This is a genomic window from Micromonospora tarensis, assembly GCF_016803395.1.
Lineage (GTDB): Bacteria > Actinomycetota > Actinomycetes > Mycobacteriales > Micromonosporaceae > Micromonospora > Micromonospora tarensis.
The window spans coordinates 16,466-33,068 of sequence record NZ_JAEVHL010000046.1 but is presented as its reverse complement, the minus strand read 5'-3'; the positions used below and the strand labels follow the sequence as shown (position 1 = coordinate 33,068).

17 protein-coding genes and 1 pseudogene are annotated in these 16,603 nt (G+C 71.0%); 13 read left to right on the top strand and 5 right to left on the bottom strand.

The features are described 5' to 3' along the window. Positions 1-186 precede the first annotated feature (186 nt). The gene (locus JM949_RS12555) at positions 187-654 is read left to right on the top strand and encodes a hypothetical protein (protein ID WP_203148616.1); all 468 of its coding nucleotides are present in this window, start codon (positions 187-189) and stop codon (positions 652-654) included. Between the two features lie 46 nt (positions 655-700). Here the strand turns inward: JM949_RS12555 and JM949_RS12550 are convergent, their stop codons facing one another. Both JM949_RS12550 and JM949_RS12545 read right to left on the bottom strand, forming a co-directional pair. Then, positions 701-925, bottom strand: a complete 225-nt coding sequence (locus JM949_RS12550; RefSeq protein WP_203148615.1) for a hypothetical protein — start codon at positions 923-925, stop codon at positions 701-703. A 103-nt stretch (positions 926-1,028) separates the two neighbouring features. Beyond that, positions 1,029-1,412 carry a DoxX family protein gene (locus JM949_RS12545; protein WP_203148614.1) on the bottom strand — a complete coding sequence of 128 codons (384 nt, stop codon included), beginning with the start codon at positions 1,410-1,412 and terminating at the stop codon, positions 1,029-1,031. A 194-nt stretch (positions 1,413-1,606) separates the two neighbouring features. On the opposite strand from JM949_RS12545, the gene JM949_RS12540 reads away from it, so the two are divergent. The 5 genes from JM949_RS12540 (at position 1,607) to JM949_RS12520 (ending at position 7,768) form a co-directional block, all read left to right on the top strand. Continuing rightward, complete coding sequence (locus JM949_RS12540) at positions 1,607-2,509, top strand: RNA polymerase sigma-70 factor (RefSeq protein WP_203148612.1); 903 nt, start codon at positions 1,607-1,609, stop codon at positions 2,507-2,509. A gap of 153 nt (positions 2,510-2,662) precedes the next feature. After that, positions 2,663-5,302, top strand: coding sequence for an IPT/TIG domain-containing protein (locus JM949_RS12535; protein ID WP_203148611.1), 2,640 nt, complete (start codon positions 2,663-2,665; stop codon positions 5,300-5,302). Between the two features lie 247 nt (positions 5,303-5,549). Then, on the top strand, positions 5,550-6,173 hold the full coding sequence (locus tag JM949_RS12530; RefSeq protein ID WP_309232132.1) for a TetR/AcrR family transcriptional regulator: 624 nt from the start codon (positions 5,550-5,552) through the stop codon (positions 6,171-6,173). Positions 6,174-6,212: 39 nt separating this feature from the next. Further along, on the top strand, positions 6,213-6,908 hold the full coding sequence (locus JM949_RS12525) for an HAD family hydrolase (RefSeq protein ID WP_203148609.1): 696 nt from the start codon (positions 6,213-6,215) through the stop codon (positions 6,906-6,908). Between the two features lie 68 nt (positions 6,909-6,976). Then, a complete protein-coding gene (locus JM949_RS12520) occupies positions 6,977-7,768 on the top strand; it encodes a L,D-transpeptidase family protein (RefSeq protein ID WP_203148608.1) in 792 nt (263 codons plus the stop codon). Between the two features lie 6 nt (positions 7,769-7,774). On the opposite strand, the gene JM949_RS12515 is transcribed toward JM949_RS12520, so the two are convergent. The 3 genes from JM949_RS12515 to JM949_RS12505 form a co-directional block, all read right to left on the bottom strand. Continuing rightward, positions 7,775-8,050, bottom strand: coding sequence for a hypothetical protein (locus tag JM949_RS12515; RefSeq protein ID WP_203148607.1), 276 nt, complete (start codon positions 8,048-8,050; stop codon positions 7,775-7,777). Between the two features lie 47 nt (positions 8,051-8,097). Then, positions 8,098-8,529 carry a RusA family crossover junction endodeoxyribonuclease gene (locus JM949_RS12510; RefSeq protein WP_203148606.1) on the bottom strand — a complete coding sequence of 144 codons (432 nt, stop codon included), beginning with the start codon at positions 8,527-8,529 and terminating at the stop codon, positions 8,098-8,100. A 185-nt stretch (positions 8,530-8,714) separates the two neighbouring features. Next, positions 8,715-9,419 (bottom strand): VOC family protein, encoded by a 705-nt coding sequence (locus JM949_RS12505; protein ID WP_203148605.1) that lies wholly within the window; start codon positions 9,417-9,419, stop codon positions 8,715-8,717. 249 nt (positions 9,420-9,668) lie between these two features. Here JM949_RS12505 and JM949_RS12500 point away from each other — a divergent pair, with 249 nt between their 5' ends. The 7 genes and pseudogenes from JM949_RS12500 to JM949_RS38535 all read left to right on the top strand — a co-directional run bounded on the left by JM949_RS12500 (position 9,669) and on the right by JM949_RS38535 (position 16,593). Beyond that, the gene (locus JM949_RS12500) at positions 9,669-9,923 is read left to right on the top strand and encodes a flavin reductase (RefSeq protein ID WP_238433041.1); all 255 of its coding nucleotides are present in this window, start codon (positions 9,669-9,671) and stop codon (positions 9,921-9,923) included. Positions 9,924-10,153: 230 nt separating this feature from the next. Next, positions 10,154-11,440 carry an ABC transporter substrate-binding protein gene (locus tag JM949_RS12495; RefSeq protein ID WP_203148604.1) on the top strand — a complete coding sequence of 429 codons (1,287 nt, stop codon included), beginning with the start codon at positions 10,154-10,156 and terminating at the stop codon, positions 11,438-11,440. Then, a complete protein-coding gene (locus tag JM949_RS12490; protein ID WP_238433040.1) occupies positions 11,437-12,420 on the top strand; it encodes a carbohydrate ABC transporter permease in 984 nt (327 codons plus the stop codon). The genes JM949_RS12495 and JM949_RS12490 overlap by 4 nt, the downstream gene beginning before the upstream one ends. 1 nt (position 12,421) lies before the next feature. Beyond that, positions 12,422-13,258: a carbohydrate ABC transporter permease gene (locus tag JM949_RS12485; protein ID WP_203148602.1), complete on the top strand. Its 837-nt coding sequence runs from the start codon at positions 12,422-12,424 to the stop codon at positions 13,256-13,258. Positions 13,259-13,268: 10 nt separating this feature from the next. Beyond that, positions 13,269-14,477 (top strand): ABC transporter ATP-binding protein, encoded by a 1,209-nt coding sequence (locus tag JM949_RS12480; protein WP_203148600.1) that lies wholly within the window; start codon positions 13,269-13,271, stop codon positions 14,475-14,477. 116 nt (positions 14,478-14,593) lie between these two features. Continuing rightward, a pseudogene (malQ, locus tag JM949_RS12475) lies at positions 14,594-16,228 on the top strand (4-alpha-glucanotransferase); the annotation flags it as partial. A 128-nt stretch (positions 16,229-16,356) separates the two neighbouring features. Beyond that, positions 16,357-16,593, top strand: coding sequence for a 4-alpha-glucanotransferase (locus tag JM949_RS38535; protein ID WP_255545570.1), 237 nt, complete (start codon positions 16,357-16,359; stop codon positions 16,591-16,593). The last annotated feature ends 10 nt before the right edge of the window (positions 16,594-16,603 follow it).

Below are 16,603 nucleotides of genomic sequence, written 5' to 3'. Positions count from 1 at the left end.
CTGCCGCGCCCCGCCCCCCCCGCGTGCCGTGCGCCCCGACCCGCCTGCCGCGCGCCCCCGACCCGCATGATCGCGCTCGATCCTTGATGTAGTGGTGTCGATGTCGCGGGAAGGCCACTCGATCCTGGATCGAGCACGATCATGCCGAAGTGCCGCGGTGCGGCTCATTCACTACCGTGAGCGTTCATGGGGGAGTCGGTGCAGCCGGTGGGCGAGACGGTCGTTCTCGGGCAGTCGCGGGCCTGGCCCGCCGTCGCGATACCTGTCGCGCTCCTGGCCGTGATGATCGTGGTCGGGGTGCTGTTCGACCTGGTCAACTGGACCCTGCTGGCGGTCGGCGTCGCGTCGGTCGTGATCGCGTTCACCCGTTCGCGGAACGCGGTGCTCGCGGACGACGTCGGGCTGCTGGTCCGTGATCGTCGGGGTCTGCGGCGCTCGTACGCCTGGACCGAGATCGAACGGATGGGCTGGGTGGACGCGGGCATGTGGGGGAGCGTGCTGACGGTGTATCCGCGCGGCGGTCCCTACGACGTCCCGGGGCCCAACGTGTCGACGAACGTGGGCCGTATCTGGCGGCTCCGCCGTCGGCACCACGCCGACCCGATGCCCGCGCTGCTCACGGCCCACCACATCAAGACGCTGTGGGACCGCTGAGCGCCAGGGCCGCTGCCGACCGACACGCCAGCCGCAGCTCGACGTGCTAGCCGCTGCCCTCGACGCGCCGGGTCTTCCACCGGTGCCGGCGCACCACCGCGACGACCACGGCCACGGCGACGAGCAGCGCGACGGCACCCTTCCAGGACCGCTCGAACCATGGTCGGTCGTCGCCGAAGGCCGCCTCACCGGCCGTCATCAGCCACAGGCCCACCCACGCCCACTGCCAGCCGCGCGGCCGGGAGAACCTCTCGGGCGAATCGGAGAACACGACCGAAGAGCACGACTACGGCACCGGCGACCATGAGCAGGGGTGCGACGACGCGTATGAATATCTCCCACGGGGACACCAACCGATGATCGCACCGGCCCGCTCAGCCGCCGAAGGACTCCGGCCCGAGTCGACCCCACGCCACGAAGGCCGCCAGGGCGAGGTAGGTCAGATTCAGCACGATGAACTTCGCCTCGTCATGGCGCAGGTGGGTGATTGTCGCGCCGACCATCAGCAGCACCCAGCAGATCGCGGTCACCGGCACCAGCACCGGCGCGATGTCCAGTACGGCGGGCAGGATCAGGCCGACGGCGGCCAGGAGTTCGAGGACCCCGAGGGCCTTGACGAACCCGACGCTGGCGTCGCCGGTCCACCCTCCGCCGTGGGCCGAGGCCAACTTCTCCTTGGGTACGACAGTCTTGGTGACGCCGGCCAGCAGGGCGACTGCGGCCAACAGTCCGGCCGCGATCCACAGTGCCAGGTTCATCAGAATCCTTCCGTCTCGGGTCGACCACGAGACACCGCCGGTGCGCGCGCTGTGACAGCTCGCCGGGTGACGCGGCGCACAGGCGCCGGGCGTCACAGCGGGCGCGGCACCGGTGTCTGGTGGGGGACGTGGTCGGGATCGACGAGACTGGAGCCACACGTGATCGGCACCTGTCGGATCTGGGGAGTGGGGCCATGAGCGCGGACGGTCGGATGGACCTTGCCGTCGACGCGTTCGTCACCCATCGGAACCTGCTCTTCACCGTCGCCTACGAGATGCTCGGCTCGACCGTGGACGCGGAGGACGTACTCCAGGAGACCTGGCTGCGGTGGGCGGACGCGGATCTGACGGCGGTGCGGGACCCGCGCGCGTATCTGGTCCGGATCACCACCCGCCAGTCGCTCAACCGGCTGCGAACGGTCGGCCGGCGCAGGGAGTCCTACGTCGGCCCCTGGCTGCCCGAACCGTTGTTGACCACGCCGGACGTCGCCGACGACGTCGAGTTGGCCGAGAGCATCTCGACGGCGATGCTGCTGGTGCTGGAGACGCTGGCACCGACCGAGCGGGCGGTGTTCGTCCTGCGCGAGGTCTTCGACCTGGCCTACGACGAGATCGCCGACGCGGTCGACAAGAGCCCGGCTGCCGTTCGCCAGATCGCCCACCGGGCGCGCGCGCACGTCGCCGCGCGTCGACCCCGCAGCCGGGTCGCGCCCGCCGACGCCCGGCGTGCCCTCGACGCGTTCCAACGGGCCGTCCGGACCGGGGACGTGCAGGGTCTGCTCGACATCCTCGCGCCGGACGTCGTGTTCCTCGGCGATGGTGGCGGGATCAAACAGGCGGTGCTGCGGCCGGTCAGTGGGGCGGACAAGGTGGCCCGACTACTGGCCAGCAGGGAGGCCAGGACCGCCGCCATGGCCATGCGGCTGGCCGAGGTCAACGGTCACCCGGCGCTGGTTCTGGTGTTCGACGGGGAGATCGACACTGTCGTCACGCTGCGCGTCGACGACGGCCTGGTCACCGCGCTCTACGCGGTGCGTAACCCCGAGAAGTTGTCGCGCCTGCGGAGCGTGACCGCCCTGCGCCGTACAGGTCCGTAGCGCTGCGGAGCGGGCAGCCAGATCCGCCACGCCAAGATGGCTCCTGGATAAATAAGGAGTTTTGCCACAACTTGTACCTTTTGTCATCGTTCAGTCGATGACGGGTGTCGACACGCAAAGCAGACCCGTCAGTCGAGCTGAACGGGGGAATCGGTGAGTTCGGTCCTGCGAAGAATCACGACCGCATCCACGGCGGTGCTGGTCGCCGGCCTAGCGACCCTTGGGTTGCAGACGCCGGCTCGGGCGGCGCCGGGTGACGCGAACGCCCGTGGTGTCGTCGTCGACCTGGCCGCGGAGGTGCTCGGCATAGCCGTGATCACCGCGGACGCCACGATCGGTACGGCCACCGCGCCGGCGGCCGGCGGCACCGACACCGAGACGCTGCTGGCCATCTCGATACCGGGAGCGCTCGGGGTCACCGCCAGCGGCACCGTCGAGGAGGTCGCCGCCACCCGGGCAGCGGCCTCGTCGTCGGCGTCGTCCAGCGTCAACGGCCTCAACCTGACCGTGCTCGGGGTCGACGTGCTGGACGCGACCGAGGTCACCGCCACCGCGATCTGCCCGCAGGTCGGTGCGACCAGCGCGGACACCACCCTCGTCGGGCTGGAGCTCTTCGGCTCGGCGGTCACGCTGACGGCGAACGGCCCCGCCGTCGTGGGTAGCGCGGCGGTGATCGTACCGGGTCTGCTGGGCGCGAGCCTGAACGCCTCGTTGACCCGGGTCGAGACGACGACCGCCACCGGCGCGGCCGCGGTCGCCGTGCGGGCCGCGCTCACGCTGTCCGGCACCGTCCTCGGCGCGCCGACGACCATCCCGGTCGGGACCGTGATCGTGGCCGAGGCCAACTGCGAGCGCCCGCCGGCCGCACCCGCAGCCGCGACGATCACGCCAGACGAGGGCCCACAATCGGGCGGCCAGACGGTGACGATCACCGGTACGGGCTTCATTCCGGGTGGCACCACTGTCACCTTCGACGGCGTACCGGCGACCGCTGTCACAGTGGCGCCGGGGGGCACCTCGCTGACGGCGGTCACCCCGCCCGGCGCGGTCGGCCCGGCGTCGGTCGTCGTCAGTACGGTGAACGGCACGGCAGCGCCGCTGGGCTACACGTACCTGGCCGACGGAAGTGCGGCCGTGATCAACGGTCTCACGCCGACCTCCGGTCCGACCGCCGGCGGTACGACGGTGACCATCACCGGCACCGGCTTCACCGGCGTGGCGGGAGTCGACTTCGACGGCCTGCCCGGCACCGGCTTCACCGTCAACCCGGCCGGCACCACGATCACCGTGGTGACCCCGCCGAACCCCGCCGGACCGGCCCTGGTCGAGCTCGTCTTTCCGGCAGGACGGGTGACCGCGCCGACGTTCACCTACATCGCGCCGACGATCACCTCGGTCGTGCCGAACTCGGGCCCGAACACCGGTGGTACGACGGTGACGATCACCGGGACCGGGTTCACCGGTGCGACCGGGGTGACCTTTGGCGGCAACCCGGGGACGAACCTCGTCGTGGCCCCGGACGGTACCTCGCTGACCGTGGTCACACCGTCCGGGCCGGTCGGTCCGGTGGACGTGACCGTGCTGGTCCCGGGCGCGAATGCGAGCGCACCGGACGCCTTCAGCTACGTGGCGGCGACTCCGACCGCCGCCGCTATCACGCCGGACGAGGGTCCGCAGTCGGGTGGTCAGACGGTGACGATCACCGGTGCCGGCTTCATCCCCGGTGGCACGACCGTCACCTTCGACGGGGTGCCGGCCACTGACGTCACGGTCAACGCGGCGGGCACGTCGCTGACGGCGGTCACCCCGCCTGGCGCGATCGGCCCGGCGGCGGTCGTGGTGTCGACGGTCGGTGGTGCGTCCACACCGCTGGACTACACGTACCTGGCCGACGGCAGTGGCGCCGACGTGACCGGGCTGACGCCGACGACCGGGCCCACCTCGGGTGGCACCACGGTGACCATCACCGGGACCGGCTTCACCGGAGCCACCGGAGTGACAGTCGACGGGGTGCCCGGCACCGGGTTCACCGTCAACCCGGCCGGCACCACGATCACCGTCGTGACGCCGCCGAACACGGCCGGACCGGCCAATGTGCGGCTGGTCTTCCCTGCGGGCACCGCCGCCGCGCCACCGTTTACGTACGTCGCGCCGACGATCACCTCGATCGTGCCGAACACCGGCCCGACCACCGGTGGCACGACCGTGACGATCACCGGGACCGGCCTCACCGGCGCGACCGGCGTGAACTTCGGCAACACGCCGGGAACCAACCTCGTCGTGGACCCGAGCGGCACCTCGCTGACCGTGGTCACCCCACCTGGCCTGCCCGGCACGGTGGACGTGACGGTGCAACTGCCCGGTGACGACGTCGTCGAACCGGGCGGGTTCACGTACCAGATCGCCCCTCCGGTCATCGGCTCGCTGAACCCGGGCCAGGGGACGACCGGTGGCGGTACCACCGTGACGGTCGGCGGTTCCGGCTTTGTTCCGGGTCGGACCGTGGTCACCATCTGCGGCCAGACCATCCCGGCGGGCGCGGTCACCGTGGCGCCGGACGGGCGTTCGTTGACCTTCCGTACGCCGGCCTGCGCGGCCGGGAACACCACGGTGGTCGTGAGCACCGATGGGGGAGCCTCCAACGGGCTCACCTTCCGCTACGTTTCGCGGATCCTTCCGGTAACCGGTGACACCGTCGCCGCGCCGCTGAGCGTCGGCGGCATGCTGGCTCTCGTCGGCCTCTTCCTGGTGCTGCTGACCCGTCGCCGGCAGCGCGCCGGCCGGGTCGGCTGACCAGTTGTCCCGGCCAGGGCCCAGCCCGGGTCCTGGCCGGGACGCACACCAGGGCGAGGCCGACGAACAGACACCGCAGCGCTTGCGGGCTCACTGACACCCTGCTGGCCGTCCGAGAAGTCGTCGATCGACCGCCGGCTGTGGCGTGTCGCGTTCGGAGCCGGCAACGCCTCGGCGGCGGTCGCCGCACAGTCACCAATCTGTCAACGGGCAGCTACCGGGGGTGTCCGGGCTTACGCTCGTGTGCGTGCCCGGACCTGCCGAGAAGGCCACCGAACAGGACCGGCGTGACCTCATCGTCACGGTCGCGCGGGAGTTGGCCGAGGCGGAGGGCTGGGTTGGGGTGAGCATCCGACGGCTCGCCGAGCAGGCCGAGATCGACGTGGGTGACGTTTACCGGCACTTCCCGGACCTGGAGGCGCTGCTCGCCGCCGTCGCCGTGTGCGCCTTCGCCGACCTGGCCGCCGATCTCGCGGAGGCGCACGCCGAGGCCGCCGACAGCCCCGACGGTGCCTGGCCGGCGGTCGCCACCGCGTACCTCGACTTCGCGTACACGAATCCGGAGGTCTATGACGCGATGCTCGCGCTGACCCCGGACCTGGCCCTCGGCGTGGACGGCGTGCCGGCCGCGCCCCGGGCGGTCTTCGCCGAACTGCGGGCGGCCCTGACCCCGCTGGCCGAGGGCCGGGACCCGGACACCCTCGCCGAGGTCGGCTGGAGCCTGTTGCACGGCGTGGTGATGCTCACCCGTGGTGGCCGGCTCAGACCCGAGGGGCAGGAGGAACGCGAGGCGCTGATCGCCGAGCGGTTGCTGCGCTGGCCCTGCCCGACGGGCGGAAACCCGGTGGGCGTGCCGGGTGACATGCCCTAAAGTTCCGCACCGCAGCGAGCATGATCGCGAGGGGGCGGCATGGCAGTGCGACAGGCGCAAGTGTTGATCTTCGACGCGGACGACACGTTGTGGGAGAACAACGTCGTCTTCGAGCGGGTGATCGAGGACTTCCTGGGTTGGCTGGACCACCCGACCCTGGACCGGGCCGAACTGCGGGCCGTGCTCGACGACATCGAGCGGGCCAACGCGTTGGCGCACGGGTACGGCAGCAAGGTCTTCCTGCGCAGCCTGGCCGAGTGCCTGGAACGGCTGCGCGAGCGGCCGGCCACCGAGGCCGAACGCCAGGAGATCGACCGGCTGGCGGTGGCCCTGGTGGAGCACCGGGTGGAGTTGATGCCCGGGGTGGCCGACGCGCTCGACGAGTTGGCCGGCCGGCACGAGCTGCTGCTGCTGACCAAGGGGGACCGGGAGGAGCAACAGCGCAAGCTGGACGCCTGCGGCCTGCTGCACCACTTCGGGGCCGCGCACATCGTCGCGGAGAAGAACGTCGACACCTACCGGTGGCTGGTTCGGGAGCACGGCTTCGCACCGGCCGGCGCCTGGATGATCGGCAACTCCCCGAAGTCCGACATCCTCCCGGCGCGGGCGGCCGGGCTGAACGCGGTGTTCATCCCCAACGAGAACACCTGGGTGCTGGAGGACGACGAGCTGGACCCGACCGACGCCGGCATCCTGTGGCTGGCCGCGTTCCGGGACCTGCTGCGGCACTTCTGACCGGTGGTTTGGGGCCGGTCGGCGAGCGCGGGGCAGACCAGAGCCGAATCGGCTGTCAGGATGACCGGATGAAGCGTAGATCCCTCCTGCTCGGTGCCGCCGCAGGGCTGGCGGCACCGGGTCTGCTCACCCCGACGGCGCCCGCGCTCGGCGCGAGCCGGCCCCCGGCCCCGCCCTGGGGCACCGCACCGATTCCCCGGTCGAGCCGCCCGAGCACGCTGCCCCGCCGCAACCTGGCCGCCCAGCTGACCACCCTGCCCACCCAGACGCGGCAGGTGATCGTGGTCGCCGCGAGCAGCTACACCACCACGTACGCCACCCTTGAGGCGTACGTGCAGGTCCGGGGTCGCTGGCAGCCCGCCTCGTCGTCGCTGCCCGCGCGGATCGGCTCGAAGGGGTTCAGCGACAACCACGTGGAGGGCGTGCCGACCACCCCCACCGGGGTCTACTCGATCGGCCCGACCATGTACGGCATCGCCGCGAACCCTGGCACGCGATACCCGTACCACCGGCTGGTCAGCGGTGACTGGTGGAACGAGAACCCGTCGTCGGCGGCATACAACAGCTTCCAGCACAGCTCGACCAACCCGGGCGGGGCCAGCGAGGCGCTGTGGCAGGAGACTCCCGCGTACACGCACTTCGCGGTGATCACCTACAACATGCCGCCGAACGTGGCGAAACCGGTGCCGAACGCGGGCAGCGGCATCTTCCTGCACCAGTTCAGCACCAGCGCCGGCAACGCCACCGCCGGCTGCGTCTCCCTCGCCCGCGATCATCTGGTCGACGTGCTCACCTGGCTCGACCCGGCGCTCTCGCCCCGCATCGTGCTCAGCCCGTACGACCAACTCGGTCGATACTGACGAGGCTCAGCTGCCCTCGCGCCGGACGATCGCCACCGCCACCCGGCAGAACTCGTCCATGTCCGGGTTGAACCCGGCCGCGATGTCGGGATGGAGCCCGGAGCGGGTCTCCTCCAACAGGCGTTGGCAGACCTGCTCGACCGGTTCGCCGTCGTAGTCGGCGCGAACCCGGTCGGTGGCCGCCTGAAGCGCCGAGGTCAGCTGCTCCTCCAGCGGGCCGCGCAGCTTCTGCTGCACAGGGTCGAGCCCGCGGGGGTCGAGCGTGACATGTGGCTCCGACATCGGTGCTCCCTTCGTCGGCGTCCGCGGTACCCCACCGCGGACGTCGGTCAAACCCCGTCAGGTACGGCCGAAACCCGGACCTGATACGAGAAGTCCTCGGCCGGCTCCTCGTGGTACGACAACCGGCGGATCTGCCGGTCGTCGTCGTAGAGGGCGACGTCCACCAGGACGCCGAGGTGGGCGAGGCCGATGGTCGACACCCGCTTCTTGTCCTGGAGCACCGCGCAGACGCCGCCGAGCAGCGTGCTGGCGTCGGACGTACGGTGCCCGGGCGGGCAGCGCAACACCAGGTCCACCTCGATCGGCCCGGGCAACGGTGTCCAGCCGGTCCGCTGGGCCGCGGCGAGGGCGGCCTGGAGCAGGGTGCGGACCCTCGTCGCCTGCCGATGCCCGGCGGCGAAGATGGACAACGCTTCGGTCTTGACCGGTGGCAGGCCGCTCACCTCGAACGTCAGGGCGAGAGCGCGGGTGTCCTGCACGACGGCACCTCCTCGTTGGGACGATCCTGCCGAACCGGGGGAGCGGCGGTGGGGCGTTCCCGCGATTACCCACCGATCGGGCAGGCTGGGGTCGGCCGGAGGCGTGTCGACGACGGCGGCGACCGCGCTGGCTGCGGCGTTAGCAAAACGCTAGCCGACACCGCCCGCGCTCGGTAGTCGGTCGTTCACCCGGTGGGACGTGGTGCGAAGGCGCAGAACTCGTTGCCCTCGGGGTCGGCCAGCACCCACCACCAGTGCGCCTCGTCGAGCGGCTCGCGCAGCAGCGTCGCGCCCGCCGCGATCAGCGCCATCGGCTCCGGGTCGGCCAGTTCGACGTCCCAGTGCAGGCGGTTCTTGACCGTCTTGGGCTCGGGCACCCCGACGAACACCCAGTAGTCCCAGGGGAAACCGGCCGCGCCGACCACCGACGAGGTGGTCGGCTCGTCCTCGACGGTGCCACCGAGCACGCCCGCCCACCAGGTCGCCTGGGCGGCCGGGTCGGCCGAGTCCACCACCAGCTCGAACGGGCCCGGTCGGGTGCCCGCTCGGGCCGGGAACGCGCAGAACTCGTTGCCCTCCGGGTCCTCCAACACCCACCAGGTCGCCTCGCCGGCCGGTTCGCGAACCAGCCGGGCGCCGTCCGCGAGCAGCGGCCCCGGGTCCGCGCCGGGCAACCGCAGATCCAGGTGTACGCGGGTCTTGCCGACCCGAGGCTCGGGCACCTTGTTCACCCAGATCGACTCGGCGTCCGAGCGCGCGGAGCGTGGGTCCACCCGGGTGTCGTCGTCACCGGCGTCGGCCATGTCGGCGTCGAGCATCCGGGCCCAGAAGCCGCCCAGCGCGAGCGGATCGTTGGCGTCCAGACAGAGGTCCTTGAAGCGCGCGATCATGCCTCCAGCATGCCTGGTCGACGCGTGCCTGTGGGCGCGGTGCTGCTCGGCGTGGCGCGGTGCCGCCGGTGTCGGCGGCGGAGATCTTGGACAGTTTCCGTTCCGTCTGAACGGTAACTGTCCAAGATTGCCGGCTGTGGCGGTGGGGCCGGCAGGGCCTGGCGCGTCAGTGTTGCTTGGCGTACTCGACGAACGCCTTCCAGGCCGCCGGTTCGACGTGCAGGGTGCCGCCGCTGTGCGGTGGCGGTGATGGTGGGCCGGCCGCCAGTTCCGCACGTCGCCATGCGCCCCCTGTGGCGGTGCCGGAACTGTGGCACCGAGTGGCCCTGCCAGCCGGCCAAGCTCGCACTGCTGACGGAGTACCGGAACAACCGGACGTCGCTGCTGATCTATCTCGGCACGCTGATGCACGAGGCGACGAACCAGCTCACCCAGCTCCACCCGGATCACCCGCCGGCCCGGATGACCGAGCGTTTCCTCTCCTGGGCGAGGACCCGGAGCTGACCGCGCGTGATCGACTCCGCCCCTTGTCAAGCCGGCTGGCGCAGGACGGACGGAGGTCGCTGTCCGCACGCTCGCTGTGACAGCCAGGTTTCGTGGCTTCGCGGGTGGGGCAGTGTAGCCGCACGGAGCATCCGGGCCGGGGCGTTTCCGCAGTTCAGGGCTCGGGTTGTCTCGCCGTGCGCCGGGGCACGGATGCCCTCCCCGGTTTCGCCGAAGAGAGGGGGAGGGCGATGACGGACCCCGAGGCGGCTCGACGCCGACGCCGGCCGGTTGTTCGGCTGGGCGCGGCGGCCGCCGCGCTGGCGCTCGTCGCACCGCTGGCCGCGTGCGGCGCGGACGACGATGGTGGCCCACCGACGCTCAACCTGTACTACCCGCCCGAGCAGAACCTGCAGAAGGTCGTCGACGACTGCAACGCGCAGGCGCAGGGCCGGTACGAGATCGCCTACCGGGTGCTACCCCGGCAGGCCGACGACCAGCGGGTGCAGATGGTGCGCCGGTTGGCCGCCGAGGACAGCGGCATGGACCTGCTCGGCCTGGACGTCACCTGGACCCAGGAGTTCGCCAGCGCCGACTGGATCCGGGAGTGGACCGGCCAGGACAAGGCCGAGGTCGAGCAGGGCACCCTCGCCGGGCCGCTGGACACCGCCCGCTACCAGGACAAGCTGTACGCGGCGCCGAAGAACACGAACGTCCAGCTGCTCTGGTACCGCAAGGACCTGGTGCCCCAGCCGCCGACCACCTGGGACCAGATGATCAGCGCGGCCCAGCAGCTCAAGCAGCAGGGCAAGCCGTACCAGGTGCTCACCATGGGGGCCCAGTACGAGGGTCTGGTCGTGCTCTACAACACCCTGGCCGAGAGCGCCGGTGGCAAGATCCTCAACGAGGACGGCACGAAGGCCGTGATGGACGACGGCACCGTCCAGGCGCTGGACCAGCTCAAGCGCTTCGCCACGTCGGGCGTAACCTCGCCGTCGTTCAGCAACGCCACCGAGGACCCGGTTCGGCTGGAGTTCCAGTCCGGCGCGGGCGCGTTCCAGGTGAACTGGCCGTTCGTCTACCCGGCCCTGCAGGAGGCGAACCCGGACCTGGCCAAGCAGGTCGGTTGGGCCCGCATCCCCGGCGTCGACGAGGGCACCCCCAGCAAGGTCACCATCGGTGGCGTCAACCTGGCGGTCAGCTCCTACTCCAAGCACCCGGAGCTGTCCTTCGAAGCGGCCCGGTGCCTGCGTAGCGCCGAGCACCAGAAGTTCTCCGCCATCAACGACGGCGTGCCGCCGACCATCGAGGCCGTCTACGACGAGCCGGAGATGACCGAGGCGTACCCGATGAAGGACACCATCCTGGAGGAGCTGAAGGACCCGGCGACCCGTCCCCTGACGCCCGCCTACCAGAGCATCTCCACAGTGATGTCGGCGATCCTGTCGCCGCCGTCCGGGATCCGCCCGCAGCAGGCCGCCGACGAGCTGCGCGACGCCATCGCCGACGCCCTCCAGTCGAAGGGGGTGCTCCCATGAGTGTCAACGCCACGCCGACCGGCGCGGACGTCGCCGCCGAGGAGACCCGGGCCACCGCCACCGTTCCCACCCAGCGTGGCGGCCGTGGCAAGCCAGCGCTGAGCGAGAACAAGAAGGCCGAACGCCGCCTCGGTTGGCTGCTCTGCGCGCCCGCCGCGCTGGTCATGATCGCGGTGACCGCGTACCCGATCATCTACTCGGTCTGGCTGTCGTTGCAGCGTTTCGACCTGCGCTTCCCCGACCAGCGCGAGTTCATCGGGCTGGAGAACTACGTGACAGTGCTCAGCAACGAGTTCTGGTGGACCGCGTTCGGGGTGACCATGCTGATCACGGTGGTCACCGTGGCCGTCGAGCTGGTGCTCGGCATGGGGCTCGCGCTGATCATGCACCGCACCCTGATCGGACGCGGCATCGTGCGCACCTCGGCGCTCATTCCGTACGGGATCGTCACTGTGGTCGCCGCGTTCTCCTGGCGGTACGCCTGGACGCCCGGCACCGGCTACCTGGCCAACCTGTTCAGCGACGGCGCACCCCTCACCGAGCGGGCCAGCTCCCTGGCGATCATCATGCTCGCGGAGATCTGGAAGACCACCCCGTTCATGGCGCTGCTGCTGATGGCCGGGCTGGCGCTGGTGCCGGAGGACCTGCTCAAGGCGGCCTCCACCGACGGCGCGACCGGCTGGCAGAAGTTCACCAAGGTCATGCTGCCGGTGATGAAGCCGGCGATCCTGGTCGCCTTGCTGTTCCGCACCCTGGACGCGTTCCGGGTCTTCGACAACATCTTCGTGTTGACCGCCGGCGGCAACGAGACCTCGTCGGTGTCGATGCTCGCCTACAACAACCTGATCCGGGGCCTCAACCTCGGCATCGGCTCGACGATGTCGGTGCTCATCTTCATCACCGTGGCGATCATCGCCTTCGTCTTCGTGAAGCTGTTCGGCACCGCTGCCCCGGGCAGCGACGACGGGGAGAGGCGCTGACATGGCTGTCGAAACCACTACCAGGGCAAAGCTGCGCTGGGGTCTGCTCGACGTCCTGGTGGTCGTCTTCGCGCTGATCCCGGTCCTCTGGATCGCGTCGCTGTCGTTCAAGACGCCGGCCACCCTCACCGACGGGAAGTTCATCCCCCGGGAATGGACGCTTGACAACTACCGGACGATCTTCGACACCGACCAGTTCGTCCGGGCGCTGATCAACTCGATCGGCATCGCGCTGATCGCCACGCTGATCGCGGTGGTGCTCGGCGCGATGGCCGCGTACGCGATCAGCCGGCTGGACTTCCCCGGCAAGAAGCTGCTGGTCGGCGTCTCCCTGCTGATCGCGATGTTCCCGCAGGTGTCACTGGTCTCGCCGCTGTTCGAGATCGAGCGTCAACTCGGCCTCTTCGACACCTGGCCCGGACTGATCCTGCCGTACATCACCTTCGCGCTGCCGCTGGCGATCTACACGCTGTCGGCGTTCTTCAAGCAGATCCCGTGGGACCTGGAAAAGGCCGCGAAGATGGACGGCGCGACCCAGGGGCAGGCGTTCCGGCGGGTGATCGCCCCACTGGCCGCGCCCGGCCTGTTCACCACGGCCATCCTGGTCTTCATCTTCTGCTGGAACGACTTCCTCTTCGCCATCACGCTGACCTCCACCGAACGCGCCCGTACGGTGCCGGTCGCCCTGTCGTTCTTCACCGGCGAGTCGCAGTTCGAAGACCCGACCGGGGCGATCTGCGCCGCCGCCGTGGTGATCACCGTGCCGATCATCCTGTTCGTCCTCTTCTTCCAGCGTCGCATCGTGTCCGGTCTGACCTCCGGCGCAGTCAAGGGATAGGTGAGTAGTCATGGCTGACATCGTGCTCGACAAGGTGAGCAAGAGCTTCCCGGACGGGACCGTCGCCGTGCAGGACGTCGACCTGGAGATCGCCGACGGCGAGTTCGTGATCCTGGTCGGGCCCTCGGGCTGCGGCAAGTCGACCACCCTCAACATGATCGCCGGGCTGGAGGACATCAGCTCCGGCGAGCTACGCATCGGCGGGCAGCGGGTCAACGACAAGGCCCCCCGGGACCGGGACATCGCGATGGTGTTCCAGTCGTACGCGCTGTACCCGAACATGACGGTGCGGGAGAACATGGCGTTCCCGCTGCGGCTGGCGAAGCTCGACAAGGAAACCATCAACCAGAAGGTCGACGAGGCGGCCAAGGTGCTGGAGTTGACCTCCCTGCTGGACCGCAAGCCCGCCAACCTCTCCGGCGGTCAGCGCCAGCGGGTGGCGATGGGCCGGGCCATCGTCCGCCAGCCGAAGGCGTTCCTGATGGACGAGCCGCTGTCCAACCTCGACGCCAAGCTGCGGGTGCAGATGCGCACCGTGGTGTCCCGCCTGCAGAAGCAGCTCGGCACCACCACCGTCTACGTCACCCACGACCAGACCGAGGCGATGACCCTCGGCGACCGCGTGGTGATCATGCGCGGGGGTGCGGTGCAGCAGGTCGGCCCCCCACAGGAGCTGTACGACCACCCGCGCAACCTCTTCGTGGCCGGCTTCATCGGCTCGCCGTCGATGAACTTCCTGCACGCCGCGGTGCAGGACGGCGGGCTTCACACCGCGCTGGGCAACGTGCCACTCGGTGACCGGGTCCGCCGTGAGCTGGAGGCGGCCGACGCGCCCCGCGAGCTGATCCTCGGCATCCGACCCGAACACTTCGAGGACGCCGAACTGGTCGACGACGACACCCGCCGGCGGGGCATCGAGTTCGAGGCGCCGGTGGACATCGTCGAGTCGATGGGCTCCGACAAGTACGTCTACTTCACCGTGGAGGGCGAGAAGGCCAGCGCCGCCGAGCTGGAGGAGCTGGCCGCCGACGCGGGTGCCGCGGACTTCGCCGGTGCCGGCGGCAACCTGGTGACCCGGCTGTCCGCCGAGTCCCCGGTCGCCGAGGGGCAGTCCCGGCGGGTCTGGTTCAACCTGGAGAAGATCCACCTGTTCGACCCGGGCACCGGCCGCAACCTGACCCTGCGCGAGGGCCGCTCGGCGGGCGCGCTCGGCGACTGACACCGTCCACCGTGGCGCCGGGCCGCGGGTCGACCCGCCGGCCCCGGCGCTGTCCTGCGCCCCGGGCCCGGTCGTGGCAAGGTTGTCGCAGATCGGGTGGCGAAGCGGGGGACGGGATGAACCGACGACGTGGCCGCGCTGGCCAACGCGCACGGTGTTCCACCTGGTACGAGGACTGGCGGCACCGGCGCGTCGAGGTCGCACCGCAGACCGTGGTGGGCGTGCTCGGCCTGCTCGGCGTGGACGCCAGCAGCCCGACCGCCATCGCCGACGCGCTCGCCGCCGCCCGGGCGGTCGACCGGAACGCGCTGCCGGCGACGGTCGTGCTCGCCCAGGGCGCCACCCGGATGCTGCCCGGCCCGGGTGTGCTGACCCTGGAGGACGGGAGCCGCCGCCCGGTCGACGGTGAGCTGCCGCCGGACCTGCCGCTGGGTTGGCATCGGCTGGCCTGCGCCGACCGCGAGGTGACAGTGGTGGTGGTGCCCCGTCGGCTGCCGGTGCCACCGCGCACCTGGGGATGGATGCTCCAGCTCTACGCGCTCAGCTCGGAACGCTCCTGGGGCATGGGCGACCTCGGTGACCTCGCCGACTTCACCGGGTGGGCCGGCGCCACCGGTGCGGGCCTGGTGCTGCTCAACCCGCTGCACGCGGTCGGACCGGCGCACCCGGTGGCCGCCTCGCCCTACTCACCCGCCAGTCGACGTTTCGTCAACCCGCTCTACCTGCGGGTCAGCGACACCGCGGCATACCGCGCGGCGGACCCGGCGACCCGTGCGGTGGTCGACGCGTTGCGTCCGGACCGGGGCTCACTGATCGACTACGACGAGGTGTGGGCCGCCAAGCGGCACGCGCTGGAGCTGCTGCACCCGTACGCCCAGCCGGTCGACCTCGACGCGGACCCGGCGCTGGCCGACTTCGCCACCTGGTGCGCGTTGGCCGAGCGGCACGGCAACGACTGGCGGGCCTGGCCGGCGGAGTTGCACCACCCCGACGGCCCGGCGGTCGCCGAGCAGCGTCGGCAACTCGCCGACCGGGTCGCCTTCCACGCCTGGCTGCAACACCTCTGCGACGAGCAGCTCGACGCCGTCACGGCGGCGGCCCGGTCCGCCGGGATGCCGGTCGGTGTCGTGCACGACCTGGCCGTCGGCATCGACCCCGGCGGCGCGGACGGCTGGCAGCTCGCCGACGTGCTGGCCCAGGGCGTGCGGGTCGGCGCGCCGCCGGACGACTTCAACCAACTCGGTCAGGACTGGGGGCTCGCCGCGTGGCGCCCGGACCGGCTGGCCGCCACCGGGTACGCGGCCTACCGGGACATGCTGCGCCGAGCCCTGCGGCACGCGGGTGGCCTGCGGGTCGACCACGTCGCCGGGCTGTGGCGGCTGTGGTGGGTGCCGCCGGGCGGTGGGGCAGCCGAGGGCACCTACGTGCGCTACGACGCCGAGGCGATGCTGGGCATCCTCGCGCTGGAGGCACACCGGGCCGGTGCGGTGGTGGTCGGTGAGGATCTCGGCACCGTCCAACCGGCGGTGACCCGTGGGCTCCGGGGGCGCAACATGCTCGGCTCCACAGTGCTGTGGTTCGCGCGTGACGACGAGGATGACTTCATCCCACCGGCCCGGTGGCCGCGCAACGCCCTCGCCACGATCTCCACCCACGACCTGCCCACCGCGCCGGGCTTCCTGACCGGTGAGCACGTGCGGGTGCGCGACGAGTTGAAGTTGCTCGGCACCGACGTGGCGGTGGAGCGGGCCCGCGCCGTCGCGGACCGCGACCGGCTGCTCGGCATGTTGCGGGCCGAGAGTCTGCTGCCCGAGCCGGCGGCGACCCCGGGCCCGGCGCGGCCCGATCCGGCTCCGACGACGGCGAGGTGGTGGTGGCGATGCACGCCGCGCTCGCGGCCAGCCCGGCCCGGTTGCTCGGCGTCTCCCTCTACGACGTGCTGGGGGAGGTGCGCCAACCCAACATGCCGGGCACTGTCGACGAGTACCCGAACTGGCGGTTGCCGCTGCCGGCGAGCGTGGCGCAGATCCGCGCGGACCCGCGGGTGACCCGGATCGTCGACCTGCTCAGCGCCGCCCGCCCGCTACCGGCCGACCCGGCACCCGCGCAGGAGTGACGCGGCGGGA

Bases quoted from the DNA above. Each gene is read 5' to 3' on its own strand.
- JM949_RS12495 (WP_203148604.1), top strand. From the start codon at position 10,154: ATGACGGACCCCGAGGCGGCTCGACGCCGACGCCGGCCGGTTGTTCGG.
- JM949_RS12515 (WP_203148607.1), bottom strand. From the start codon at position 8,050: ATGTCGGAGCCACATGTCACGCTCGACCCCCGCGGGCTCGACCCTGTG.
- JM949_RS12485 (WP_203148602.1), top strand. From the start codon at position 12,422: ATGGCTGTCGAAACCACTACCAGGGCAAAGCTGCGCTGGGGTCTGCTC.
- JM949_RS12545 (WP_203148614.1), bottom strand. From the start codon at position 1,412: ATGAACCTGGCACTGTGGATCGCGGCCGGACTGTTGGCCGCAGTCGCC.
- JM949_RS12500 (WP_238433041.1), top strand. From the start codon at position 9,669: ATGGTGGGCCGGCCGCCAGTTCCGCACGTCGCCATGCGCCCCCTGTGG.
- JM949_RS12520 (WP_203148608.1), top strand. From the start codon at position 6,977: ATGAAGCGTAGATCCCTCCTGCTCGGTGCCGCCGCAGGGCTGGCGGCA.
- JM949_RS12480 (WP_203148600.1), top strand. From the start codon at position 13,269: ATGGCTGACATCGTGCTCGACAAGGTGAGCAAGAGCTTCCCGGACGGG.
- JM949_RS12525 (WP_203148609.1), top strand. From the start codon at position 6,213: ATGGCAGTGCGACAGGCGCAAGTGTTGATCTTCGACGCGGACGACACG.
- JM949_RS38535 (WP_255545570.1), top strand. From the start codon at position 16,357: ATGCACGCCGCGCTCGCGGCCAGCCCGGCCCGGTTGCTCGGCGTCTCC.
- JM949_RS12490 (WP_238433040.1), top strand. From the start codon at position 11,437: ATGAGTGTCAACGCCACGCCGACCGGCGCGGACGTCGCCGCCGAGGAG.
- JM949_RS12505 (WP_203148605.1), bottom strand. From the start codon at position 9,419: ATGATCGCGCGCTTCAAGGACCTCTGTCTGGACGCCAACGATCCGCTC.
- JM949_RS12540 (WP_203148612.1), top strand. From the start codon at position 1,607: ATGAGCGCGGACGGTCGGATGGACCTTGCCGTCGACGCGTTCGTCACC.
- JM949_RS12555 (WP_203148616.1), top strand. From the start codon at position 187: ATGGGGGAGTCGGTGCAGCCGGTGGGCGAGACGGTCGTTCTCGGGCAG.